The 22,697-nt window shown below is 71.4% G+C and carries 21 protein-coding genes; 12 read left to right on the top strand and 9 right to left on the bottom strand.

The window, feature by feature from the left end:
• Positions 1–63: 63 nt before the first annotated feature.
• Positions 64–1,104 carry a rhamnogalacturonan acetylesterase gene (locus D1369_RS08470; RefSeq protein ID WP_037901796.1) on the bottom strand — a complete coding sequence of 347 codons (1,041 nt, stop codon included), beginning with the start codon at positions 1,102–1,104 and terminating at the stop codon, positions 64–66.
• Between the two features lie 194 nt (positions 1,105–1,298).
• Here D1369_RS08470 and D1369_RS08475 point away from each other — a divergent pair, with 194 nt between their 5' ends.
• The gene (locus tag D1369_RS08475) at positions 1,299–2,981 is read left to right on the top strand and encodes a rhamnogalacturonan lyase B N-terminal domain-containing protein (protein WP_007385566.1); all 1,683 of its coding nucleotides are present in this window, start codon (positions 1,299–1,301) and stop codon (positions 2,979–2,981) included.
• A gap of 2 nt (positions 2,982–2,983) precedes the next feature.
• Here the strand turns inward: D1369_RS08475 and D1369_RS08480 are convergent, their stop codons facing one another.
• Together D1369_RS08480 and D1369_RS08485 are read right to left on the bottom strand one after the other, a co-directional pair.
• Positions 2,984–4,393: an RICIN domain-containing protein gene (locus tag D1369_RS08480; protein WP_007385565.1), complete on the bottom strand. Its 1,410-nt coding sequence runs from the start codon at positions 4,391–4,393 to the stop codon at positions 2,984–2,986.
• Positions 4,390–5,466, bottom strand: coding sequence for a glycoside hydrolase family 43 protein (locus D1369_RS08485; protein WP_037901795.1), 1,077 nt, complete (start codon positions 5,464–5,466; stop codon positions 4,390–4,392). Before D1369_RS08485 ends, D1369_RS08480 begins: the two co-directional genes overlap by 4 nt.
• A gap of 190 nt (positions 5,467–5,656) precedes the next feature.
• On the opposite strand from D1369_RS08485, the gene D1369_RS08490 reads away from it, so the two are divergent.
• Both D1369_RS08490 and mmuM read left to right on the top strand, forming a co-directional pair.
• The gene (locus D1369_RS08490; protein WP_037901793.1) at positions 5,657–7,741 is read left to right on the top strand and encodes an autotransporter; all 2,085 of its coding nucleotides are present in this window, start codon (positions 5,657–5,659) and stop codon (positions 7,739–7,741) included.
• Between the two features lie 135 nt (positions 7,742–7,876).
• Positions 7,877–8,818 carry a homocysteine S-methyltransferase gene (gene mmuM, locus D1369_RS08495; protein WP_007385562.1) on the top strand — a complete coding sequence of 314 codons (942 nt, stop codon included), beginning with the start codon at positions 7,877–7,879 and terminating at the stop codon, positions 8,816–8,818.
• A 93-nt stretch (positions 8,819–8,911) separates the two neighbouring features.
• On the opposite strand, the gene ppk2 is transcribed toward mmuM, so the two are convergent.
• A complete protein-coding gene (gene ppk2, locus D1369_RS08500) occupies positions 8,912–9,901 on the bottom strand; it encodes a polyphosphate kinase 2 (RefSeq protein ID WP_050789779.1) in 990 nt (329 codons plus the stop codon).
• A gap of 239 nt (positions 9,902–10,140) precedes the next feature.
• On the opposite strand from ppk2, the gene D1369_RS08505 reads away from it, so the two are divergent.
• The 4 genes from D1369_RS08505 (at position 10,141) to D1369_RS08520 (ending at position 13,902) form a co-directional block, all read left to right on the top strand.
• Complete coding sequence (locus D1369_RS08505; RefSeq protein ID WP_007385560.1) at positions 10,141–10,335, top strand: antitoxin; 195 nt, start codon at positions 10,141–10,143, stop codon at positions 10,333–10,335.
• A gap of 335 nt (positions 10,336–10,670) precedes the next feature.
• Positions 10,671–10,964 carry a hypothetical protein gene (locus D1369_RS08510; protein ID WP_118082371.1) on the top strand — a complete coding sequence of 98 codons (294 nt, stop codon included), beginning with the start codon at positions 10,671–10,673 and terminating at the stop codon, positions 10,962–10,964.
• Between the two features lie 242 nt (positions 10,965–11,206).
• Complete coding sequence (locus D1369_RS08515) at positions 11,207–12,211, top strand: TIGR03885 family FMN-dependent LLM class oxidoreductase (protein ID WP_007385559.1); 1,005 nt, start codon at positions 11,207–11,209, stop codon at positions 12,209–12,211.
• A complete protein-coding gene (locus D1369_RS08520) occupies positions 12,202–13,902 on the top strand; it encodes an alpha-amylase family protein (protein ID WP_118082372.1) in 1,701 nt (566 codons plus the stop codon). Before D1369_RS08515 ends, D1369_RS08520 begins: the two co-directional genes overlap by 10 nt.
• Positions 13,903–14,022: 120 nt before the next feature.
• Here the strand turns inward: D1369_RS08520 and D1369_RS08525 are convergent, their stop codons facing one another.
• The gene (locus D1369_RS08525; RefSeq protein WP_205574461.1) at positions 14,023–15,609 is read right to left on the bottom strand and encodes a carboxylesterase family protein; all 1,587 of its coding nucleotides are present in this window, start codon (positions 15,607–15,609) and stop codon (positions 14,023–14,025) included.
• A 317-nt stretch (positions 15,610–15,926) separates the two neighbouring features.
• On the opposite strand from D1369_RS08525, the gene D1369_RS08530 reads away from it, so the two are divergent.
• Together D1369_RS08530 and D1369_RS08535 are read left to right on the top strand one after the other, a co-directional pair.
• Positions 15,927–16,970 carry a substrate-binding domain-containing protein gene (locus D1369_RS08530; RefSeq protein WP_007385557.1) on the top strand — a complete coding sequence of 348 codons (1,044 nt, stop codon included), beginning with the start codon at positions 15,927–15,929 and terminating at the stop codon, positions 16,968–16,970.
• A 159-nt stretch (positions 16,971–17,129) separates the two neighbouring features.
• A complete protein-coding gene (locus D1369_RS08535; protein WP_037901789.1) occupies positions 17,130–17,552 on the top strand; it encodes a helix-turn-helix transcriptional regulator in 423 nt (140 codons plus the stop codon).
• A gap of 33 nt (positions 17,553–17,585) precedes the next feature.
• Here the strand turns inward: D1369_RS08535 and D1369_RS08540 are convergent, their stop codons facing one another.
• Together D1369_RS08540 and D1369_RS08545 are read right to left on the bottom strand one after the other, a co-directional pair.
• A complete protein-coding gene (locus tag D1369_RS08540) occupies positions 17,586–18,125 on the bottom strand; it encodes a peptidoglycan-binding protein (protein WP_037901787.1) in 540 nt (179 codons plus the stop codon).
• A 215-nt stretch (positions 18,126–18,340) separates the two neighbouring features.
• Entirely contained in the window at positions 18,341–19,009 is a 669-nt protein-coding gene (locus D1369_RS08545; protein ID WP_007385554.1) for a ThuA domain-containing protein, read from the bottom strand.
• A gap of 72 nt (positions 19,010–19,081) precedes the next feature.
• Between D1369_RS08545 and D1369_RS08550 the strand changes: the two genes are divergently transcribed.
• Together D1369_RS08550 and D1369_RS08555 are read left to right on the top strand one after the other, a co-directional pair.
• On the top strand, positions 19,082–19,714 hold the full coding sequence (locus D1369_RS08550; RefSeq protein ID WP_007385553.1) for a VOC family protein: 633 nt from the start codon (positions 19,082–19,084) through the stop codon (positions 19,712–19,714).
• 52 nt (positions 19,715–19,766) lie between these two features.
• Positions 19,767–20,168, top strand: coding sequence for a VOC family protein (locus D1369_RS08555; protein WP_007385552.1), 402 nt, complete (start codon positions 19,767–19,769; stop codon positions 20,166–20,168).
• On the opposite strand, the gene D1369_RS08560 is transcribed toward D1369_RS08555, so the two are convergent.
• A complete protein-coding gene (locus D1369_RS08560) occupies positions 20,151–20,816 on the bottom strand; it encodes a helix-turn-helix domain-containing protein (protein WP_007385551.1) in 666 nt (221 codons plus the stop codon). The genes D1369_RS08555 and D1369_RS08560 overlap by 18 nt on opposite strands.
• 9 nt (positions 20,817–20,825) lie before the next feature.
• Positions 20,826–21,767, bottom strand: a complete 942-nt coding sequence (locus D1369_RS08565; protein WP_007385550.1) for an AraC family transcriptional regulator — start codon at positions 21,765–21,767, stop codon at positions 20,826–20,828.
• A gap of 81 nt (positions 21,768–21,848) precedes the next feature.
• Here D1369_RS08565 and D1369_RS08570 point away from each other — a divergent pair, with 81 nt between their 5' ends.
• Positions 21,849–22,685 carry an NAD(P)H-binding protein gene (locus D1369_RS08570; RefSeq protein ID WP_007385549.1) on the top strand — a complete coding sequence of 279 codons (837 nt, stop codon included), beginning with the start codon at positions 21,849–21,851 and terminating at the stop codon, positions 22,683–22,685.
• The last annotated feature ends 12 nt before the right edge of the window (positions 22,686–22,697 follow it).

Consider the following 22,697-nt stretch of genomic DNA (forward strand, 5'->3'; position numbering starts at 1 on the left):
GCGGCTCGCGGCTCGCAACACAGACCTGGGGCGCCCCGGTTCCGGTCGGGACGCCCCAGGCGTCTATCCCACCCTCACAGACCCCTTGGGCACCAGCCCCTGTGCGAACAGTTCGTCGCGGACCAGGCCCGCGTACACGGTGGCGCCGTGTACGGAGGTGTGGGTGTTGTCTCTCTTCTCGTTGTAGAGATAGATCGCCTTGGAACCCTCCACCCCGAGGGACTCCACGAGCGCCTTCGTCTTCGCCGTCAGGTCGATCAGCGGGACGTCCTCGGCCGCGGCCACCGAGCGGATCACCGCGGGATGGTCCACCCCGAGGCCGTTGACCAGCAGGGCCGTCCCGTTGTTCAGCGTGCCGTCCGAGTTGAACCAGCGTCGCACGATGGGCGTCACGAGGACAGGGTTCCCGCCTTTCTCCCTCACACCCGCGACCAATGTCTCCAGGTTCGCCCGGTACGTCGCCTCGTCGGTCGTCTTGTCGTTGTGGGCGAGCTGGACGAGGACGAGGTCGCCGGGGCGGATCAGCGGCTGGACCGTGGCCCACAGACGCGGCTCGGACAGATAGGTCACCGTGCTCTCGCCGGAGTCGGCGTAGTTGGCCACGGACACGCCCTTGCGCAGGTACTGGGGCAGTTGCTGGCCCCAGCCGGAGTAGGGGTCGCCGGGCTGGTCGCAGACCGTGGAGTCGCCGACGAGGAAGATCTGGCGGGTGTGCCGGGCGCGGGTGACCTTGATGTCGGCGAGCGCGGGGGCCGAGCCGCCCAGCACGAGGTCCAGGCCCGGCGTGCCGTCGGGTCCGGTCGGTTCGCCCTCCGGGGTGCGGACGTTCACGGTGAAGCTGCGCGAGACCTGCTCGCCGGCCTCGGCCGCCGTCTCCGGCAGCAGCGAACGCCGGGTCTCACCGCTGATCTTCGTGCTTGACGCGGCATCGCCGCCGAGGAGGACCTTCACGTCGTACGTTCCCGGCGGGACGTCGAAGTGGCAGCCGGCGGTGGTGCAGTTCTCGATGCCGAGGGGACGGCCGGAGTGCGCCTGCGCCGGTACGGCGGTCAGGCCCGCGCTCAGCGTGACCGCCGCCAGCACGGCGAGGTTGAAACGTCTCATTCGAGGCTCCTCAGACGGACGACAAGGCCTGGCGGCTGGACCGTACCCCCATCTGCAAGCGCTTTCTAGTCCCTGCGCGAGTTTCACAAGATTGCCAACTCCCAGGCAGTGAAAGCCCTTTCGCGAAATCGATTCAACTGTCACCCTCCAAAGCACCCGCACCACCCCCACACGTCTCCGAAGGAGGCACCCCCATGTCCGAATCCACCGTGCACGCAGCGGTCGGACGCCGCACCTTCGTCCTCGGCACCGTGGCCGCCGCCGGCACCGCCGCCCTCGCCGGGCCGCTCGCCGACAGCGCCTCCGCCGCGAGCTTCGGCTGGTCCGACGACGGCTCAAACTACGTCGTCGACACCGGCGCCAACCTCGTCTTCAAGATCAGCAAGACCAACGGCGATCTGACCTCGCTGGTCTACAAGGGCACGCAGTACCAGGGCTACGGCGGCAAGAACTCGCACATCGAGTCCGGCCTCGGCACCTCCACCGTGAGCATCAAGCAGTCCGGCACGACGATCCTGATCTCGGTCGCGTACGGCACGCTGAAGCACTACTACGCGGCCCGCAGCGGTGAGAACAACGTCTATCTGTGGACCAACAAGGCCGACGACTCGGTCTCGGCGACCCGCTACATCCTGCGCGTCAACGCGGGCAAGTTCCTCAACGACGAGCCCGACTCGTACACTTACGCGCCCACCACCATCGAGGCCTCCGACGTCTTCAAGAAGTCCGACGGTCAGACCCGCTCCAAGCACTACGCGAAGGCGCGGGTCATCGACTACAACTACGTCGGCTGGACCACCGGCAGCGTCGGTCTGTACATCGTGCGCTCCAACCACGAGAAGGCCTCCGGCGGCCCGTTCTACCGCTCCCTGCTGCGCCACCAGAGCGCGGACGGCGGCGGTCTGTACGAGATCCTGTACTACGGCGAGAACCAGACGGAGGCCCAGCGCTTCGGCCTCCAGGGCCCCTACGTCATCGCCTTCACCGACGGCGGCGCCCCCTCTTCCGCGCTGTACCCCGGGACCCTCACCACCTCCTGGGCGGACTCGCTCGGCATCTCGGGCTACGTCCCCGCGAGCGGCCGGGGCAAGGTCGCCGGCGTCGGCATCACCCGGCGGAACACGGCGTACGCCTACACGGTCGGGCTCGCCAACTCCGCCGCCCAGTACTGGGGTTCGGCGCGGTCGTCGGACGGCTACTTCTCCATCGGGGGTGTGCTGCCGGGGACGTACACGCTGACCGTCTTCAAGGGTGAACTCGCCGTCTACACCGGCTCGGTGAGCGTCAGCGCGGGCGGCACGACCACCCTCAACAGCATCGCGATCCCGTCCTCGAACGATCCCAGCAACGCGAGCGCGATCTGGCGCATCAACAACTGGGACGGCACGCCCGGCGGTTTCAAGAACGCCGACCTGATGACGTACGCCCATCCGTCCGACGTCCGCGCCTCCTCCTGGACCGGCAACGTCGTCATCGGCAGCGGCACCGAGACCTCGGCCTTCCCCTGCTACCTGTGGAAGGACGTCAACAGCGGAATCATCGTCTACTTCAAGCTGACCGCCGCCCAGGCCGCCGCCGCGCACACCCTGCGCATCGGGGTGACGACGGCCTACGCCAACGGCCGCCCGCAGGTCGTCGTCAACGACACCTGGACCTCCGCCGTCCCCTCCCCGCCCACCCAGCCGAGCACCCGGTCGCTGACCGTGGGCTCGTACCGGGGCAACAACTACACGTTCACCTACAGCGTGCCGGCGTCCGCCTGGCTGACGGACACCAGCGCCTACAACACGCTGAAGATCTACGTGGCGAGCGGTTCGGGGTCGACGTCCTTCCTCAGTGCGGGCACATCGATCGACGCGATCGATCTGCTGGCCTGACGTCAGGTCCCGCGCGTCCACTGCTGGTTGGCCGCTCCGTTGCACGTGTACGTGATGATCGCGGCGGAGTTGGCGGTGGACGCGCCGTTCACGTCCAGGCACTCACCACTGGCGCGCGCCTTGACGGTCACGTACGAGCCCGACGTGACCACCGACCACTGCTGGGCGGTCGCGCTCCCGCAGTTCTCCTGGGTGACGTTGGTGGCGTTCTCCTGGAGGCACAGGGAGCTGCCGCGGCCGACCAGCTGGTAGTAGCCGGTGCCGAGGTCCTTGAACCACCACTTCTGGTTGGCACCGCCGTTGCAGGTGTACTGGCTGATCGCGACGCCCTGCCACAGCGACTGGCTGGCCACGTCCGCGCACTTTCCGCTGTTGCGGGAGACCAGCGTGTTGTATGTGGCGCTGGTGCCGCTGATCGTCCCGGCCGCCGCGTCGATCGTGATCTGGGGGTACCAGGACATGGACATCGTGGTGGAGGTGGGGAAGGTCAACGGCAGCCACACGTACCGGGAGTCGTTGACGGTCCCGCCGAAGGAGTTGCCCCAGCGGTCGCCCATGTAGAGGTACGAGGTGCCCGAAGTCCCCTGCACCGGAAGGACGTAGGCGGTCTGCGAGTTGTAGGTCGTGGAGTCGCCGACGTTCGCCATCGAGGTCCACGGGCCGGCCAGGGAGGTCGCGGTGGCGTACTGCTGCTGGTTGGCGCTCCAGCCGGTCGCGCCCGAGGTCAGCATGAAGTAGACGCCGCCCCGCTTGAACAGGGCCGGGGCCTCGCGGTGTCCGCCCACCCACGGGTTGGCGACGAGGCTCGCGATGCCGGTGTAGTCGGCGGTCAGCTTGTAGATGTGCAGGTCGTAGTTCTCGTTGGCCGCCGAGACCATGTAGCCCGTGCCGTCGGTGTCGACGAACGTCGTGATGTCGCGGGACATGTTGTCGCCCAGCGGGCGGAAGCTGCCCTGGTAGGTGTAGCTCCCGTCGACCGTGGAGGAGACGGCGACGGCCGCGCGGGCCTCGCTGTAGTCGGTGCCGTTCTCCTTGTGCATCCACATCACGAACTTGCCGGTGGAGGCGTTGTAGATGACCTTGGGCCGCTCGATGTAGGCGGTGGACAGCTCGGAGGCGCTGGACTGGGTCAGGACGTGGTTCCGAAACTCCCAGTTCTTCAGGTCGGTGGAGCGGTAGGCGTCCACGTACCGGAAGGTGTTGTCGGCGTTGCGGTCCTCGCCGAACCAGTAGTAGTAGGAGCCGACCTTGATGACCCCGCCGCCGTGGGCGTGCAGGGCGTTTCCCGACGTGTCCGTGAACTGGACGCCGTTGGGGATGGTCAGCGGGGCGGCCTGGGCAGGTCCGGCCGTCACCAGGGCGCCGGCCAGGGCCAGACACAGGGCGAGCAGTACGGCGTATGCACGTCTCATGACGCGACCTCCGTGTCCGTGGCGGTGTCGGCCACCGGTATGCCGAAGTCCGGGGTGCCGTCCGCGTGCCAGCCGAGCTTCTGGACGCGGGTGTGGCGGTTGGGGTCGTTCAGCGGGTCGCCGACGATCTCCTTGTACTGGCGGGCGTGGTAGACGAGGACGTCACTGCGGCCGTCCTCGGCCACCGTGAAGCAGTTGTGGCCCGGGCCGTACTGCCTGGTGGTGTCGTTGCTGGTGAAGACGGGGGTAGGCGACTTGGACCAGCTCGCCGGGTTCATGAGGTCGGCGTTCGCGTCGGCGGTGAGCAGGCCCATGCAGTAGTGCCAGTCGGTGGCGCTGGCCGAGTAGGACATGAAGAGGCGGCCGTTGCGGGCGATGACCGACGGCCCCTCGTTCACCTTGTAGCCGACACACTCCCAGTCGTACTCCGGGGTGGAGAGCCGGATCTGAGGACCTGTCAGGGTCCATGGGTTCGCCATCCTGGACAGGAAGATGCCGGTGTTGTTGTCGAGGCCGGGCTCGTGCTGCGCCCAGGCGAGGTAGCGGGAGCCGCGGTGGGTGAAGGTCGTGGCGTCCAGCGAGAAGGTCTCCCAGGCGGTCCTGATCTGCCCCTTCTCCGCCCAAGTGCCCTTGAAGGGGTTGGGGTTGGCGTTCTCCAGGACCCAGATGCGGATGTCCCACACACTCTCGGCGGGCGCGGAGGCGAAGTAGATGTACCACTTGCCGCCGATGCGGTGGATCTCCGGCGCCCAGATGTGGGCGCCCATGACACCGGTAGGGTGCTTGGTCCAGACGACGGACTCGTCGGCGCTCGCGAGGCCGTTGATGGTGTGCGAACGGCGCAGGACGATGCGGTCGTACTCGGGGACGGTGGCCGTGAAGTAGTAGTAGCCGTCGGTGTGACGGTGGATGTACGGGTCGGCGCGTTGGCGGACGAGCGGGTTCACGAAGGGCGCGGCCTTCTTCGGGCGCGGGGCGGCTTCGGCGACGGTGGGGGTCGCGGCCAGGGCGCCCGCGGCCAGGGCACCTTTCAGCAGCAGTCGTCGGTGGGGGACGTCGGGGGCGCGGCTCATACGGACTGCCTCTCGGGTGGGGGTGTCCTGAGAGAGATGTTCGATATTGAGAACATCTGTTGTGATTGCGAACAGCCGAAAGGTACGGCTGGGGAACCAGGAGGTCAACGGGTCGGACGCGACCAAAAGAAGGCGCTTTCTGCGTACCGGATTTCTGTTATCGGTCCGGCCGTCGCGCGTCTCCGATCATGTGAGCAGCCAAACCCACAAGACAGCAGCAGTCGCGAGCGCCCTCGTCGCCCTCCTGGCCTGGGCTCCTCCGGCTCTGGCCGCCGGCCCCCGGGACGTCACCGCCGACGTCCTCGCGGACCGGGACGTCACCCTGACCGGCGACACGGTCGTGAGCGTGCCCGCGGGGACGACGACGTACGACGGGGTGTTCCGCGGCGAGGGCACGCTGACCGTGCGCGGCACCGGGACGCTGGTCCTCACCAAGGACAGCGACTTCACGTTGCCCAGGTCCCGCCAGCGGCAGTCCGTGCGGACTCAGGGTGGCAACCACCCGTACGTCACCACGTCCCACCCGGACCCGCCCGCGATCACGGTCGAGCGCGGGGCGACCCTGCAGTACGGCGACGGCGGGACGACAGGCCTGATCGGCCACTTCCCCTACAACACCCCGGCGTTCCGGCTGAACCAGGACAACATCCGGGTCGACGGCACCCTGCGGTTGTCCCTGACGAGCGCCTACAACCTGGGCACCGTCAGCGGCTCCGGCCTGATCACCCAGCCGCGCTTCCTCTGGGGCACCTGGGATCTGACGTCCGGCCCGTTCTCCGGGGTCGTCGACAACGGCACGCAGACCAACGCGGGGCGGCCCGAGTACGCGACCGCTCTGCCGAACATGCGCAAGGTGCTGAACCAGGGCACCTGGACCGTGGACACCCCGCTGGGACAGACCGTCACCGAGCGGATGGACTTCTACCAGCGCGAGTACGGCAGCGACATCAACGTCCAGTCCCGGCCGGGAAGCAAGGTGATCCTGACGGGCCAGTACAGCTGGTCGAACCAGGGCGGCGACACCGATCCCTCGCTCAGCGACCCCGCCCTGAACTGGACTCCGGCCGCCAAGAACGTCAACAAGCGCGGCACCAACATCAAGGGCGCGAACGTCCAGTGGGGCGACGGGACGACCAGCAGGATCTTCATGCCGGGCACGGCGAAGACGGTGTACATCAACCTCCTCGCGGCGCGCTCCCGTTCACTGCTGACCTTCGACTACAACGGGCCGGTCACCCTCGGCGCCCCGATCGGCGGCGGCCGCTTCCACGACACCCTGTCCGCGCCCGGTGCGGGTGACATCGTCATCAAGGGGACCAAGGGCAACGACGTCACCTTCGCGGCCGTCCAGTACTACGACGGTTCCACCACCGTCGAGAAGGGTGCCGTACTGCGCCTGGGCAGCGGCAGGCCGGGGGGCGACGGAGGGCTCTACACCGGGGGCCGTCTCTACAGGCTCGTGAACAACGGCTCGCTCGTGCTCGACAACGCGGCCAGGTCCCTGACCCTGCCCCGGATCAGCGGCAGCGGCTCGCTCAGCCAGACGGGCAGGGCGACGACCACACTGACCGGCGGCGCGATCACCTACACCGGGACGACGACGGTCAAGCGGGGCACGCTGGCCCTGCGGAGCGGTGCAACGCTCGCCCGCAGCAAGGGAATCCGGCTCACCTCGACGGCCGCACGGCTCGACGTCGGCACAGCCGGCCTCCGGGTGGTCTCCGCACTGTCCGGCAAGGGCACGGTGAAGGGCACGGTCACCAACGAGGGCGTGGTCGCGGGCGGTCTCACCGTCTCCGGCGGGTACACCCAGAGCGCCAAGGGCCAACTGGTGCTGGGAAGCGCCCCGTTGAAGGTGACGGGTCCGGTACGGCTGTCCGGTGACCTCGACCTCGCCGCGGCCGGCACGGACCCGGCCCGCAGGATCACCGTGCTGGACAACAAGGGCGGTGCGAAGGTCGTGGGCGCCTTCAAGGGCCTGAAGGAGGGCACGCGGCTCAAGCTCGCCGACACGACCTACCGCCTCACCTACCGCGGCGGCGACGGCAACGACGTCGTCCTGACCGCCGTGTCGGCAAGCGCGTCCCCGCGTGTCCGCTCTGCCTCGACGCCAAAGGCGGCGGCCGCGGCGCCCCACGCCACGGGTGAGGCGGCCGAGGGACTGGGCTGGTGGCCGTACGTTCTGGCACTGGGACTGCTGGGCGGCCTGGTGGCCCCGCAGACCGCGCGGAGGCGGAGCAGGCGACCCGAGGGCGGGCGCCACGCGGCGCACTGAACGATCCGGGGTTCCGCGGCACCCCTGTCCGGCCCGCACCCTGGTCCGGTCCGCACCCCGGTCCGCATGCCGGTCCCGGTGTTCGCGGACCGGACAGCCGCGGCCGTCCGGCGGGCCTTCGGTTAGCGTCGAGGCATGACCAGCGACACCCCGGAAGTCCCCGACGCCCTCGCCCGCCCCTTCGCCGAGGCCCTCGCGGCCGGTCCGGTCGTGCTCGACGGCGGTATGTCCAACCAGCTGGAGTCCGCCGGGCACGACCTGAGCGACGAGCTGTGGTCGGCCCGGCTGCTCGCGGAGCGGCCCGAGGCGATCACCGAGGCGCATCTCGCGTACTACGAGGCGGGCGCGGACGTGGCGATCACGTCCAGCTACCAGGCCACCTTCGAGGGCTTCGCCAAGCGCGGCATCGGGCGCGAGCGGGCCGCCGAACTGCTCGCCCTGAGCGTCGGGTTGGCACAGGAGGCGACGCGGCAGGCGCAGGCGAAGGGGGTACGGCGGCCGCTGTACGTGGCGGCCTCGGTCGGGCCGTACGGCGCGATGCTCGCGGACGGCTCGGAGTACCGCGGTCGGTACGGCCTGAGCGTGGCCGAGCTGGAGGCGTTCCACCGGCCCCGGCTCGAGGTGCTGGCGGCGGCCGGACCCGACGTGCTGGCGCTGGAGACGATCCCGGACAGCGACGAGGCGCAGGCGCTGCTGCGGGCGGTCCGCGGTCTCGGTGTGCCGGCCTGGCTCTCCTACTCCGTCGCGGGCGACCGCACCCGTGCGGGGCAGCCCCTGGAGGAGGCGTTCGCGCTCGCCGCCGACGTGGACGAGGTCATCGCGGTCGGCGTCAACTGCTGCGTCCCCGAGGACGTGGACAACGCGATCGAGACCGCCGCGCGGGTCACCGGCAAGCCCGTCGTGGTCTACCCCAACAGCGGCGAGACCTGGAACGCGGGAGCGCGCCGCTGGGAGGGACGGTCCTCGTTCACGTCGGACGAGGTCATGGGGTGGAGGGCCTCGGGCGCACGGCTGATCGGGGGATGCTGCCGGGTGGGTCCTGAGGCGATCTCGGGGATTGCGGGAGCGGTGCGTTAGCGGGAGCGGTGCGGCGCGTGAGCGGGTGGCGCGTGAGCGGGGCGGCGCGCCTTTTGCCCACGCGCCGCGCAGCGCCGTCCGTGGCGCTGCCGCTCAGTCCCCCTCTTCCGGGTGCTGCCCGGGGCCGCCGCCCTGAGGCGACAGCGGGGTGGGGGAAAGGTCCGTGGGTTCCTCCCCGCTCTCCAGGAGAGTGTTGGCGGCGCCGATGATCCGCGGGTCTGCCGACCCGACCGCCTCCTCGTCCTTGGCCGCGTAGTCGCAGCGCAGCAGCAGATGCCGCATCGCTTCGAGCCGGGCCCGACGCTTGTCGTTGCTCTTCACCACGGTCCACGGGGCGTAGGGCGTGTCCGTCGCGCGGAACATGTCGACCTTCGCCTTCGTATAGGCGTCCCACAGGTCGAGCGAGGCCAGGTCGGTGGGCGACAGCTTCCACTGCCGTACGGGATCGACCCGGCGGATCGCGAACCGTGTGCGCTGTTCACCCCGTGAGACCGAGAACCAGAACTTGACCAGCGTGATGCCGTCGTCCGTGAGCAGCTTCTCGAAAACGGGTGCCTGGGCGTGGAAGTGCCGGTACTCGTCAGGGGTGCAGTATCCCATCACCCGTTCCACGCCGGCCCGGTTGTACCAGGACCGGTCGAAGAAGACGATCTCCCCGGGAGCGGGCAGATGGGGGACGTAGCGCTGGAAGTACCACTGCCCGGCCTCCCTCTCGCTCGGCTTGTCCAACGCCACCACCCGGGCTCCACGCGGGTTGAGGCGTTCGGTGAACCGCTTGATCGTGCCGCCCTTGCCCGCCGCGTCCCGCCCCTCGCACACCACCACGACGCGCTGCCCGGTGTCGCGCACCCATTTCTGGAGCTTCAGCAGTTCGATCTGAAGGATCCGCTTTTCCCGCTCGTACGGCTTCCGTCGGAGCTTCTCCTCGTACGGATAGTTCTCGCGCCAGGTGTCGAGAGGATTGCCGTCGCCGGCCAGCAGGATGGGCTGCTCGGGCCGCTGCTCGTCCACGAGCAGCCCCGCGAGCAGTTCCGACGGGGCGGACGTGCCCTCGGGGTCTGCGGCCGGTGCCGCCGGCCTCACGGAATCAACCACGGCGGGCTCCTCCTGCTCATGACGTCGACAGTTCGCCGCGTTCCCCTCCCGGGACAAGAGGGGAAGGGCGACAGGGCGGACCGTCCGGATCTTGCCGAGTGCCCACTGCCCGGCCGTGCATGTCCGTCCGCGTGAGGTGCCTGCCGGTCCGTTCGGGATGATTTGCCCCGAGCCTCCCGGGTACTCGCCGCCGGGTACGACGCACGCGCTATCGCGGGAGGTATCCCATGGGCAAGCTGGGCGACATGGCGAACAAGGCCAAGGCAATGGCGAAGGGTCACCCGGATCAGGCCGACAAGGGCGTGACGCGCGCTGAGCGCATGGTCGACGAGCGGACCGGGGACAAGTACGACGCCCAAACCGACAAGGCCGCCGACGCGGCCCGTCGTTCCTACCGGGACAGCGGTACGACGGAGCGCTGACTCGCATGACCGACCTCCGGCCCCCGGCGCACAGCGTCGGGGGCCGGAGACGTGTGGCCGGCTCCGGGGGCGGTCGCCCGCGGACTCCGCGAGACGGGCGGGAAGCCGCTCACCTGCACCATTGTCATGGCCCGCAGGCCCGTAGGCGGCATACCGGGTCCCAGTCCCCCGTGCCTGCGATGCCCTGCGCCCCTGTCCGCGGCCGTCGCAGGACTCGCGCTCGTCTTCGGCGTCCGGTTCTTCCACCTGCGCCGTGCAGGTCGTCGTCCACTACCCGCTGCGACAAGTCCCCCTCAGGCTGATCGAGGGGAGGGATCGGGGGTACACGGCTCCGCATGGCACCGAAGAACGATCACTCCAAGGTCCTGCGGGCGGTACGGCAGATGCGCCGCATCCGAGCCTTCTACGCGCTGGGTGCTCTTCTCTGGGCGGCGACCGCCGCCTGGGGAGGCTGGCAGAACCCCGGCAGTCGGCAGATGTGGGTGCCCGTACTCCTGTTGGCCGTCTTCGCCGGTCTGCTGTCCGCGACGACCCTGTGGCTGCGGCAGTACCGGTCCGAGGACACCGACCGTCCCGCCCACCACGCGGCTCCACGGAGGCCGGCCGTCCGTCGCCACGCCAGCGCCTGACCCGCGGGCCTGCGAGCCTGCGGGCCCGCGGGCCTGCGGACCCGCGGCGGCGCTCGGCCGGACACGAAGCCGTCGGCGCCGAGGCCGAAGCCGGGGCCGGACGGCTCGGAGCGGGCCTCTTGAGGTCGCCTCCCGCGCCCCCGACTCCACCACGCGCACCGTGCGGCGCGTGAGTTCCGACGGCGCCGACACCCGTGGGGCCGGCGCCCGCTGAGGGGCCCTCCGGGGGGTAGTCGCTTGCCATGACTGTCTACGGATTACACGCCTCGCACGAGCAGATCCCGCCCGCGGATCTGCTCGACGCCGTGGTACGCGCGGAGCAGGCGGGCTTCACCGCCGCCATGTGCTCGGACCACTTCTCGCCGTGGAGCGTGCGACAGGGAGAGTCCGGCTTCGCCTGGTCATGGCTCGGAGCCGCCCTCCAGGCCACCGACCAGGTGCCGTTCGGTGTGGTGAACGCGCCCGGCCAGCGTTACCACCCCGCCGTCGTCGCCCAGGCGATCGCCACCCTCGCGTCCATGAACCCGGGCCGGTTCTGGACCGCGCTCGGCACCGGAGAGGCCTCCAACGAACACATCACCGGCGCGGGCTGGCCCCGCAAGGACACCCGCTCCGCGCGCCTGCGGGAGTGCGTCGACGTCATCCGGGCGCTGCTGCGGGGCGAGGAGGTCAGCCACGACGGACTGGTGACCGTGGACCGGGCCCGGCTGTGGACGCTGCCGCCCGAGGAACCGCCGCTGATAGGAGCCGCGTGCAGCACCGCCACCGCGGCCTGGTGCGCCGAGTGGGCGGACGGACTGATCACGGTCAACGCCCCGCGCGAACGCCTGCGCGAGATCATCGGCGCGTACCGTGACGCGGGCGGCCGTGGCCCCCTCCATCTTCAGGTGCACCTGAGCTGGGCGCCCGACGAGGCCGAGGCGCTCGCCCTCGCGCACGACCAGTGGCGGACCAACGTGCACGCCCCGCCGGTCAGTTGGGACCTCGACTCCGCGGAACTGTTCGACGTCGTCAGCGAGCACGTCACCCCCGAGGAGGTGGCGCGCACGGTCGACGTCTCCTCCGACCTCGGCCGGCACGCCGCCCGGCTCCAGGAGTACGCCGACCTGGGGTTCGACGCGGTGATGCTGCACCACGTGGGCCGGGAACAGGCCGCGTTCATCGACGCGTTCGGCGCCGGGGTACTGCCGCGACTCGACGTGACCCGCCCGATCCCCGCCACGGCGAAGGAGTACCGATGCGTCTGACCCGCACGTCCGACCTGTGGTGGAAGAACGCGGTGGTGTACTGCCTGGACGTCGAGACGTACCAGGACGGCAACGGCGACGGCATCGGGGACTTCGCGGGGCTCACCCAGCGCATCGACCACCTGGTGCGCCTCGGCGTGACCTGCGTGTGGCTGATGCCCTTCTACCCGACGCGGGAGCGCGACGACGGCTACGACATCACGGACTTCTACGGCGTGGACCCGCGCCTGGGCACCCTCGGCGACTTCGCCGAGTTCGTCCGCACCGCGCGCGACCGCGGCATCCGCGTGATCGCCGATCTCGTCGTCAACCACACCTCCGAGGACCACCCCTGGTTCCAGGACGCCCGCTCCAGCCGGGACTCCGCCCACCGCGACTGGTACGTCTGGAAGGACGAGCCCCCCGAGGACGGCCCCCAGGGCGTGGTCTTCCCCGACGCGGAGGACAGCCTGTGGGAGTACGACGAGGGCAGCGGCCAGTACTACCTGCACCGCTTCTACAAGCAGCAGCCCGACCTCAACGTCGCCCACCCCGAGGTCCGTGACGAGATAGCCCGCATCATGGGCTTCTGGACCCAGCTCGGCCTGTCCGGCTTCCGGGTCGACGCCGTGCCCTTCCTGCTGGAGACCGACGGACAGAGCGACGCGGGGGATCTGCCCGACCCGCACGAGTACCTCGCCGACCTGCGGGCCTTCCTCGGCCGCCGCAACGGCGAGTCGGTCCTGCTCGGCGAGGTCAACCTGCCCTACGACGGCACCACCCGCTTCTTCGGCGACCCCTCCTCGGACCGCGGCGACGAACTCACCATGTGCTTCGACTTCGTCGGGATGCAGCAGATGTACCTGTCGATGGCACGTCACGACGCCAGGCCGCTGGCCGCCGCACTGCGCGACCGCCCCGCGGCGCCGCGCGACGCCCACTGGGCCGTGTTCGTGCGCAACCACGACGAACTCACCCTCGACAAACTCAGCGACTCCGAACGGGCCGAGGTGTTCGCGTCCTTCGGCCCGGAGAAGGACATGCAGCTGTACGACCGAGGGCTGCGGCGCAGGCTCCCGCCCATGGTCGACGGCGACCGACGCCGCGTCGAACTGGCCTACAGCCTGCTGTTCACCCTGCCGGGCACCCCCGTGCTCTTCTACGGCGAGGAACTCGGCATGGGCGAGAACCTGGCCGCGGAGGGACGCCAGGCCGTACGCACCCCGATGCAGTGGACCCCGGAGAAGGGCGCCGGGTTCTCCACCGCCGAGCCGGACGCCTTCCCCAACCCGCTGGTGGACGGCGCGTTCGGTCCCCAGAAGATCAACGTGTACGAGCAGAGCCGCGACCCTGCTTCCCTGCTGAGCCGCATGCGTCTGTTCATCGAACGCTACCGGGAGGCCCCCGAACTGGCGTGGGGCGACTACCGCTTGCTGAACACGGGAGAGGACGCGGTCCTGGCGCACGTCTGCCGCGCCGGCGACGGCACCGTGCTGGCCGTGCACAACTTCGCGGACCGGCCTCACACCGTACGGCTGGAACTGGCCGAGGCCGGATCCGGCGGACGGTTGACGGACCTGCTCGACGAGGGACACACCGGTCTCAAGGCGGGCGAGGACGGCATGTTCCACGTCGACCTGCCCCCGTACGGCTATCGGTGGCTCCGCGTCGGCACCCCGGCGGACGACCCTGAAAGCATCGCGTCCAGCTGACAGGCCCACGAGCGGCGGCCCCGAGCCATCGTCGGGGCCGCCCCGGATTTCCGCGCTGCTGCCCCTCAGCCCTGGGAGGGACTCGACGTCCCCGGGGACGTCTCCCTGGCCGGCTGTTCCTCAGTGCCGCCGCGCGAGCCCCGAGCGCCGCAGCCGTCGTACGACCGACCGCAGTTCCGCGGTCCGCGCGGGCCAGCCCTCCGCCGGTTCCGACACGGGCGCCGTCTCCTCGGTGGTCGGGTCCGCCGTCCACACCGCGAAATCATGGTCCCGAGGGCCGGACACGAGGTAGGGGTCGCCCTTGCCGAAGATCTGGACCGGGTGGGTGGCGTCCCAGGGCTGCCAGCCGGGGTCGCCGTCGACGGCGAAACGTACCCAGGCCCCGTGCATGGCGTCGGCGAGCTCGGTCGGGGCGCCCTCGCCGGCGAGCTTGGCCGACTCGGGGGTGTTTCCGGTGTCGAAGACGAAGCCGAGCTCCAGGGCGTGGCAGGCGCCGAGTTTCGGCAGGTGGGAGGGCCAGGCGAACTCGTAGACGTACGAGGTGCCCGGACGGGCCCCGGCCAGGCGGTGCAGGGGGATGCGGAGCAGGTGGTCGGTGACCATCTGGCCGACGGTGTCGGCGGTGCCGGCGTCGGGGTGCAGGGCGCGGTAGCCGCGGACCACCTCGGAGCCGCAGTGGCAGCGGGCCATGGCTCCGGCGAGGGCGACCGGCCCGAGCCGTTCGACGCGCTCCACGAGGCCGCCGGGGACGAGCCAGAGGCGGTACTCGTCGCTGGTCCAGCCGAGCATCAGGTCGACGTCCTTCGCGACGCCCGCGTCCGGCTCGGTGAGGGCCTCCAGGGGGTCGCGCGGCACGAGGTCGCCGTCGACCACGATCCCGAACGCGGGGCCGCCGAGGACCGGGCTGCTGAGCCGGCCCACCTCGGCCTGGGTGCGCAGCAGCAGGTCACGGTCGACCTCGGCGAAGGCCGCGGCGGTGGCGGGGACCTTCAGCCGGGTGGCCATCCTGCGCACCATCCGCCGTACCTTGTCGCGGTCGCTCGCCTCGGGCGGCCCGCTCTGCAGGACCGCCCGCCGGACCAGGCCCTGGGCCTGCGGGGCGGCCAGCAGGGCGCCGGTGCTGATCGCGCCGGCCGACTGTCCGGCCAGCGTCACCCGCCCCGGGTCGCCGCCGAAGGCCCCGATCGCCTGGTGGACCCATTGCAGGGCGGCGAACTGGTCGCGCAGGCCGGGGTTGGCGGGCGCGTCGGGGAAGAGACCGTAGCCCTCCACGCCGAGCCGGTAGTTCACCGAGACGAACACGACGCCATCGCGGGCGAAGGCGTGCCCGTCGTACACCGGCACCGCGGAGGATCCCCTGGTCAGGGCGCCGCCGTGCAGCCACACCAGGACCGGGAGCCGGGCCCCGGGGCCGGGCTCGGGGGTCCACACGTTGAGGTTGAGGCAGTCGTCGCCGGGCACGACGGGGTCGGAGAGGTACTGCGCGAAGGCCTCGGAGTACGGGGGTTTCGGTGCCGTCGGCCCGAAGTCGACCGTGTCGCGCACCCCGTCCCAGCGCTCGGGCGGCTCCGGTGGCCGGAAGCGGCGGGGGCCGAAGGGCGGGGCCGCGTAGGGGATTCCCCGAAAGACCGCGACGCCGTTCTCGTACCGGCCGCGTACGGTCCCGTAGGGCGTGCTGACCACGGGGTTCGTCCGGACTGCTGTCATGCACCAGCCTCCTCACCGCGCTACTGCACCGGTAACAACAGAGCACCACAGTTCCGCTCGGTATTCCGGTGCGGAGCGCGGTTCGGCCGCTACTTGGCGTACATCAGGGTGCCGAAGCCCCGCTGGTCGAAGCCTCCGCTGGTGTCCGGCTGAGCCGCGGGGAGCGTTCGAGGTTTCGAAAGTCAGAGGGCCTGAAGACCCGCGTGGCCCGGCCTCTTCCCGACTTCACCTGGCGAACCTAGGGTAGGAAGCGCTTACTGTTTCCGCGCTGGTCGAAACTTTCATGGCCCTCGGGCGGGCCGGAGAGGTGGTTCCCGATGGTCCGCACGGGGAGTGCGAGCGTGGCGGCCGGTCCCACGCTGGCGGTCGTGGCCCGGGAGGCGGGCGTGTCGGTGCCGACCGCCTCCAAGGTGGTCAACGGCCGGGAGGACGTGGCCCCCGAGACCCGCCGCCGGGTCACCGAGGCGCTGGACCGGCTCGGCTACGTCCGCAGACCGAGGTTCGACGCGGCGAAGGCGTCGGGCCTCGTCGACCTGGTCGTGCACTCGCTGGAGACCTCCTGGTCGGGCGCGGTGCTGCACGGCGTTGAGGCGGCCGCCCACGACGCGGGCCTGGAGGTGGTGGTCTCGGCCGGCCTGACCCGGAACCGGGCGGGGCGCCCGGACCGCGGCTGGATGGACAAGCTCACCGCGCGCGGCTCCTCCGGGGTGCTGTTCAACCTGGCCGAGCTGACCTCGTCGCAGTACGGCTGGCTGGACCAGCACCGCATCCCGTACGTCCTGATCGACCCGGTCCTGGAGCCGCCGCCGGGCGTGGTCTCGGTGGGCGCGGCGAACTGGCGGGGCGGGGTGACGGCGACGGAGCATCTGCTGGCGCTGGGCCACGAGCGCATCGCGGTCGTCGCCGGCCATCAGCGCAGGATGTGCAGCAGCGCCCGCGTGGCGGGCTACCGTTCCGCGCTCGCGGCGGCGGGGATACGGCAGCGTCCCGAGTACGTCCGGCACGCCGGTCTCGACGAGAGGGCGGCCCACCTCCGCATGCTGGAACTCCTGGATCTGCCCGAACCGCCGACCGCGGTCTTCGTCTGCTCCGACCACATGGCCCTCGGTGTGTACGAGGCGCTGGCGGAGCGGGGTCTGCGCGTCCCCGACGACATCAGCGTCGTGGGTTTCGACGACCTCCCCGAGGCCCGCTGGACCACTCCGGCCCTCACCACGGTCCGTCAGCCCCTGTCGGAGATGGCGGCCACGGCCCTGCGTCTGCTGGTCCGCATGATGGAGGGCGACCGCCCGGAGAGCACCCGCACCGAGCTGTCGACGCGGCTGGTGGAGCGGGCGAGCACGGCCCCGCCGCGCGACTGAGCTCCGATCGGCTGCAGGGGCCACCCACCGCCCAATTCGTTCAGCTTCGGTCATCTGCGGGCGAGGGGAACTGGCCGGGGCGGACGGGCGTCGAACGTTGCGGCGGGGAGGGGGGCCGCTGCCCCTGCCGGGGCGGCGGCGAGCACTTGGGGGACGACCATGACGCGCTGGCGGCCGCTGCCGGACTCGCTTCCGAGGGAGGCGCGGCATCTCGTCGAACAGCTGCGGCACCTCAAGGACCGGACGGATCTGAGCCTGGCCGAGCTGGCCCGGCGCACCGCGTACAGCAAGTCGTCCTGGCAGCGGTATCTCAGCGGGGCCAAGCAGCCGCCGCGGGGGGCGGTGCAGGCGCTGTGCCGGGTGGCGGGCGCGGACCAGGCGCGGCTGCTGGCGCTGTGGGACCTGGCAGACCCGGTCTGGCCGTACGGCACGGTGGTGACCGTGGTGGCGCAGGAGGTGGCGGTGTCGGTTCCGGCCGGTCTCGAGTACCGGCGGTGGCGTACGGCGGCGCTGGTCGCGTTCGCCGTCATCGTGCTGCTGGTGGCGGGGGTGCTGTGGGCGTGGCCGTCGGGGAGCGGGTGACCGCGGGGCCGCCCGCTCCCCCGCCGGCAGAGGTCAGCCGACCTGGTCGTAGTACGCGATCCGCCAGGGTCCTGTGCCCTTGAGCTTCACCCGGTACTTGCCGCTGACCCGCTTGAAGTCGACGTCGCGCCTGTCGCCGTCGTAGCGGACACCGCCGCCGGAGACGGGGCCGTGGAGCCACTGCTGGGCGAACTCCCAGCTCTGGTCGGTGACCACGCCGTCGTTGTCGGTGAGTCCGTAGCGCTCCTGCCACCACTGGGTGGCCGACTCGGTCTCCGGGCCGAACGAGCCGTCGATCTGGCTCTTGCCGAAGTTGTGCCAGTCCCCGTCCTCGTCCTGCCACTTGGCGCCGTCCGCGTACAGGACGGACTCCCACAGGGCCGTGGCGTTGCTGTCGGCGTAGTCGTCGACGCTCAGGTTCTCCTCGTCCTGCCAGTCGTCGCTGACGACGCCGTTGCCGTCGATGCCGTGGTACGAGGCCGCGTCGGCCGCCGGCGCCACGGCGAGGCCGAGCGTCCCGGCGCCCAGCAACGCGGCCGTCATCATCGCGACGGCCCGCTTGCGCATGCTCATGGAAGTCTCCCTTTCCGAACCGCCGTGGTTCCCCCCGTGGTTCCCCCTGGGGCGGCTCGCTTCGCTTGGCACGGCACAGACTCACAGGGCCGAGCTGCGCACGGCGAGACCTGCCGGCGTCCCCGGGCCGGCGGGGGACGGTCCGTGCCGCGTACGGCGGTGCGGTCCGGGAGCGCGGGCCGTACGGGGACCTGCTGGGACGGGATGGGACGGGCTCAGGCCCCGCAGTGCTCCAGCCGTGCCGCCCAGGTGATCCCGCCGAGCAGATGGGTCCGGAAGTCCGGGTCCGCCCAGGCCTCGGCGGCGTGCCCGAGCGCGGTGTAGAAGACGCGGCCCGCGCCCTGCTCCCGGCACCACACCAGCGGATGGTCGCCGCCCATGCCGCCGCCGTCGTACGACGACTCGTCGGCGCACGCCAACACCCGTACGGACCCTCGCGGGTTGGTCCGGAAGTCGTACCACTCGTCGGTGAACTCCCATACGGCGGGCAGGTGTCGGGTGGCCGGGTGCTCGCGGTCCTCGACGCGGATCCTGCCGGGCTGGTACGCGGGGTGCTTGTCGAACCGGGCGCCCAGCAGTTCACCGTAGTAGGGCCAGGTGTACTCGGTGCAGGCGGCCGCGTGCACCCCGACGAACCCGCCGCCCGACTCCACGTGGGCGGCCAGCCGGTCGCGCCCCGCCGGGGTGAGGATCTCACCGCTGGTGGAGAGGAAGACGACGGCGGCGTACCGGTCGAGGGGCCGCTCCAGGGCCGCCGGGTCCTCGCTCGCGTCCACCTCGAAGCCGCCGGAGCCGCCGAGGGCGCGGACGGCGTCGACGGCGGCCGGGATGGAGTCGTGGCGGTAGGCGGTGGTGCGGGTGTACACGAGGAGTCGGGGAGCCATGGCCCGAGCCTAGGAGGTGTGTCGTCGTGCCGGTGTTCCGCCGTGCGGTCCGGACGTCGTAGCCTCGGCGCGGTGAACGCGATTCCCGCCCGGCTGGACCATCTCGTCCTGGCGACCCCCGACCTGGCGGCGACGGTCGCCGACTTCACGCGGCGCACCGGTGTGAGCCCCGCCCCCGGGGGTGTGCATGTCGGTCTCGGCACCCGCAACCATCTCGTGTCGCTGGGCGGCACCGCCTATCTGGAGATCATCGGCCCGGATCCGGAGCAGCCGGAGCCGATGGGGCCGCGTCCCTTCGGCGTCGACGCGCTCGCCGCTGCCCGCACGGTCACCTGGGCGATCAGCCCGCCCGACCTGGACGCGGCGGTGGCGACGGCCCGGATCCGCGGTTACGACCCCGGCGAGATCCGCCCGATGAGCCGCCGCCGGCCCGACGGCACCCTGCTGGAGTGGCGCCTCACGAACGGCGACACCCAGCATCCCTCCGGCCTGGTCCCCTTCCTCATCGACTGGGGCGCCACCGCGCACCCGACGGCCTCGGGCCTGCCCACCACTGTCCTGCGCTCCCTGACCGCGACCGCCCCGGCGCCGCACGAGATCCGTCCGCTCCTCGCCGCCCTCGACACCGAACTCCCCCTCACCGAGGGACCGGTGGGCCTCTCCTTCACGGTGGACACCCCGCGGGGACCGGTGACCTTCGGCTGAGGTGTCCGATTCCTTCAAGACCGGGCGCCTCGGCCCTGCCTACCGTGACGTCATGACTCCACGATTCGACGCCATCGGACTGGTGGCCTCCGACATGGCCGCCTCCGTCGCCTTCTACCGGCGGCTCGGGTTCCCGTTCCCCGAAGGGTCGGAGGCCCAGCCGCACGCGGAGGCCGAACTGCCGGGCGGTGTACGGCTGATGCTCGACACCGAGGACACGGTCCGCTCCTTCCACCCCGGGTGGCGGGCGCCGGCCGCCGGCAGCCGCACCGGGCTCGCGCTGCGGTGCGACAGCCCGGCCGAGGTCGACGCGGTGTACGAGGAGCTGGTGGGCGAGGGTTTCCACGGGGAGCTCAAGCCGTGGAACGCCGACTGGGGCCAGCGGTACGCGTCCCTGCACGACCCCGACGGCAACAGCGTCGACCTGTACGCCCCGCTACCCGGCGGCGAGTAGACGCCCGAGCGGCACGCCCGCCAACTCCCTCACGTCCCGCGCGAGATGGGCCTGGTCGGCGAAGCCGCACCGCGCAGCCGTCTCCGCGAACGGCACTCCGGCCCCGGCCAGCGCGAGGGCCCGCCGCAGCCGCAGGATCCGGGCCAGGGTCTTCGGCCCGTACCCGAACGCCACGAGCGACTTCCGGTGCAACTGCCGTGCCCCGAGGCCGATCTCGTCGGCGGTCGCGGCGACGGGACGGCCCGCGTCGAGAGCGGCGACGAGGGCCCGCAGCGCGGGGTCGGGAGGGGCCGCGCGCTCCAGGGCGATGTTTTCGAGCGCGGTGGCGGGGACGGAGGCCTTGGCTGTACGGCTCCGCAGCCGCCGTACCTCCGACACGGGCCAGAGATCGGCCAACTCCACCCGCCGGTCCCGCAGTTCATGGGCGGGCACCCCGAGGAAGGCGGGCGCGCAACCGGGAGGGAAGCGCAGGCCGGTCCAGGTGCTGGGGGCGCCGTCGGTGACGTACGCGCGGGTATCGGGCCCGGCGACGAGCAGTCGCTCCTCGTGCCAGAGCAGATCCATGCACCCGTCGGGCAGGACACGTCCGGACCCGTCACCGGTCCAGATGACGGCACCGGCTAGCCGGGACGGCCGTTCCGTGTACACGTCCCCAGGCTACGTCGGGCCGACCCGCAGCCGGAACTCCTGCGGGCTGACCCCGTAGCCCCTCTTGAACGCGCTGGACAGCGCGAACGCGCTGCCGTACCCCACCTGCCGGGCGATCGCCTCCAGCGTCGCGTTCCCCTCCCGCAGCCGGTCCGCCGCCAACGCGAGGCGCCACCCGGTCAGATACGTCATCACCGGCTCCCCCACCAGCTCGCTGAACCGCCGGGCGAGCGCCGCACGCGACACCCCCGCCTTGGCGGCGAGGGAGGCCACCGTCCACGGATGCGCGGGATCGTCCTGCATCAGCCGCAGCACCCGCCCCACCACAGGGTCCGCCAGCGCCGCGTACCACGCGGGCGCCTTTGCCTCGGGCCGGGAGAACCAGGCCCGGAGCGCCGCGATGACCAGCAGGTCCAGCATCCGGTCCAGGACGACCTCCTGCCCCGGCTCGTCGCGCACGATCTCCTCCATGAGGAGGGGGGTCAGCGGGCACTTCCACACGTCCGTGGTGAGCGACAGCAGCGGTGGCAGCGCGTCCAGGAGCCGGTTGCTGATCTCGCCCTCCATCAGATACGTCCCGATGAGGACCACCGTCCCGCCGTCGAGCCGGTCGCCCCAGGTGCGCACGCCGAGGTCCATGGAGCCGTTCAGGGACCGTCCGTCGGGGTAGCTGCACTCCGCGCCGGGCAGGATCAGCGCCTGCGGGGCCGTACCGGGGTCGTCGGCGCAGGTGTAGGGGTCGGGGCCGCGGGCGATGGCTAGGTCGCCGGGGCGCAGGCGGACCGGCTCGCCCGCGTCGGGCAGGACCACGGCTTCCCCGCGGACCATCAGCATGACCGTCAGCGGTGCCCGGTCCTCGATCCGCACCGCCCACGGCGGGTCGAAACACGCGCGGATCATGAAGGCGCCACGCGCCCGCGGTCCTTCCAGCAGGCCTGCCAGAGCGTCCATGCGGCCAGCGTAGACGCGTGCGCATGGGAATGAGCCGTTCAGCGATGGGCCCGTGCCGGGTACGGGAGTTGACTCGACGGCATGACACAGAACACGCGGAACACGACGGTGGTGGTGACCGGCGCCTCGGGCCGTACGGGGAGCCGGGTGGCGCGGTCCGCTCAGGCCGCGGGGCTGAGGGTGCGGGCGGCCTCGCGGGCCCAGGGGTTCGACTGGCAGGACCGGTCCACGTGGGCGCAGGTGCTGCGGGGGGCGGACGCGGCGTATCTGGTGTACCCCTCGGACATCGGCGCCCCGGGGGCCGCCGAGGCGGTCGGGGCGGTCGCGCGGGAGGCGGTGGGGGCCGGCGTACGACGGCTGGTGCTGCTGTCGTCGCGGGGGCAGGACCGGGCACGGGACGCGGAGGAGGCGCTGCGTGCGTCGGGGGCCGACTGGACGGTCGTGCGGGCCGCGTGGTTCGCGCAGAACTTCAGTGAGGGGCCGCTGGTCGAGGAGCTGCGGCTGAGCGGGGAGCTGGTGTTCCCGGCGGGCGAGGTGCGGGAGCCGTTCGTGGATGTGCGGGACATCGGGGACGTGGTGGTGGCCGCGCTGGCATGGGGCGACCGGTACGTCGGGGACACGATCACCGTCTCCGGCCCACGGTTGCTGACCTTCGGCGAGGCGGTGGCGGAGATCGCGAAGGCGGCGGGGCGGGAGCTGACGTACCGGGCGGTGTCACCGGAGCAGTACGGGGAGAACCTGCTCGCGTTCGGGGTACCGGCGGACGAGGTGGAGGCGCTCATCGAGGCGTTCACGCAGCTCCTGGACGGCCGCAACGCCCATCTCTCGGACGGCGTCCAGCAGGTCCTGGGCCGCGAGCCCCGGGACTTCACGGACTTCGCGAGGGAGGCGGCGGCTGCGGAAACGTGGAAGTCCTGACTCCGGCGAGCG

Source organism: Streptomyces sp. CC0208 (genome assembly GCF_003443735.1).
Classification (GTDB): Bacteria; Actinomycetota; Actinomycetes; order Streptomycetales; family Streptomycetaceae; genus Streptomyces; species Streptomyces sviceus.

Bases quoted from the DNA above. Each gene is read 5' to 3' on its own strand.
- D1369_RS08505 (WP_007385560.1), top strand. From the start codon at position 10,141: ATGGGCAAGCTGGGCGACATGGCGAACAAGGCCAAGGCAATGGCGAAG.
- D1369_RS08535 (WP_037901789.1), top strand. From the start codon at position 17,130: ATGACGCGCTGGCGGCCGCTGCCGGACTCGCTTCCGAGGGAGGCGCGG.
- D1369_RS08555 (WP_007385552.1), top strand. From the start codon at position 19,767: ATGACTCCACGATTCGACGCCATCGGACTGGTGGCCTCCGACATGGCC.
- D1369_RS08565 (WP_007385550.1), bottom strand. From the start codon at position 21,767: ATGGACGCTCTGGCAGGCCTGCTGGAAGGACCGCGGGCGCGTGGCGCC.
- D1369_RS08545 (WP_007385554.1), bottom strand. From the start codon at position 19,009: ATGGCTCCCCGACTCCTCGTGTACACCCGCACCACCGCCTACCGCCAC.
- D1369_RS08480 (WP_007385565.1), bottom strand. From the start codon at position 4,393: ATGAGACGTGCATACGCCGTACTGCTCGCCCTGTGTCTGGCCCTGGCC.
- mmuM (WP_007385562.1), top strand. From the start codon at position 7,877: ATGACCAGCGACACCCCGGAAGTCCCCGACGCCCTCGCCCGCCCCTTC.
- D1369_RS08475 (WP_007385566.1), top strand. From the start codon at position 1,299: ATGTCCGAATCCACCGTGCACGCAGCGGTCGGACGCCGCACCTTCGTC.
- D1369_RS08520 (WP_118082372.1), top strand. From the start codon at position 12,202: ATGCGTCTGACCCGCACGTCCGACCTGTGGTGGAAGAACGCGGTGGTG.
- D1369_RS08525 (WP_205574461.1), bottom strand. From the start codon at position 15,609: ATGACAGCAGTCCGGACGAACCCCGTGGTCAGCACGCCCTACGGGACC.
- D1369_RS08515 (WP_007385559.1), top strand. From the start codon at position 11,207: ATGACTGTCTACGGATTACACGCCTCGCACGAGCAGATCCCGCCCGCG.
- D1369_RS08485 (WP_037901795.1), bottom strand. From the start codon at position 5,466: ATGAGCCGCGCCCCCGACGTCCCCCACCGACGACTGCTGCTGAAAGGT.
- D1369_RS08510 (WP_118082371.1), top strand. From the start codon at position 10,671: ATGGCACCGAAGAACGATCACTCCAAGGTCCTGCGGGCGGTACGGCAG.
- D1369_RS08570 (WP_007385549.1), top strand. From the start codon at position 21,849: ATGACACAGAACACGCGGAACACGACGGTGGTGGTGACCGGCGCCTCG.
- D1369_RS08540 (WP_037901787.1), bottom strand. From the start codon at position 18,125: ATGAGCATGCGCAAGCGGGCCGTCGCGATGATGACGGCCGCGTTGCTG.
- D1369_RS08530 (WP_007385557.1), top strand. From the start codon at position 15,927: ATGGTCCGCACGGGGAGTGCGAGCGTGGCGGCCGGTCCCACGCTGGCG.
- D1369_RS08470 (WP_037901796.1), bottom strand. From the start codon at position 1,104: ATGAGACGTTTCAACCTCGCCGTGCTGGCGGCGGTCACGCTGAGCGCG.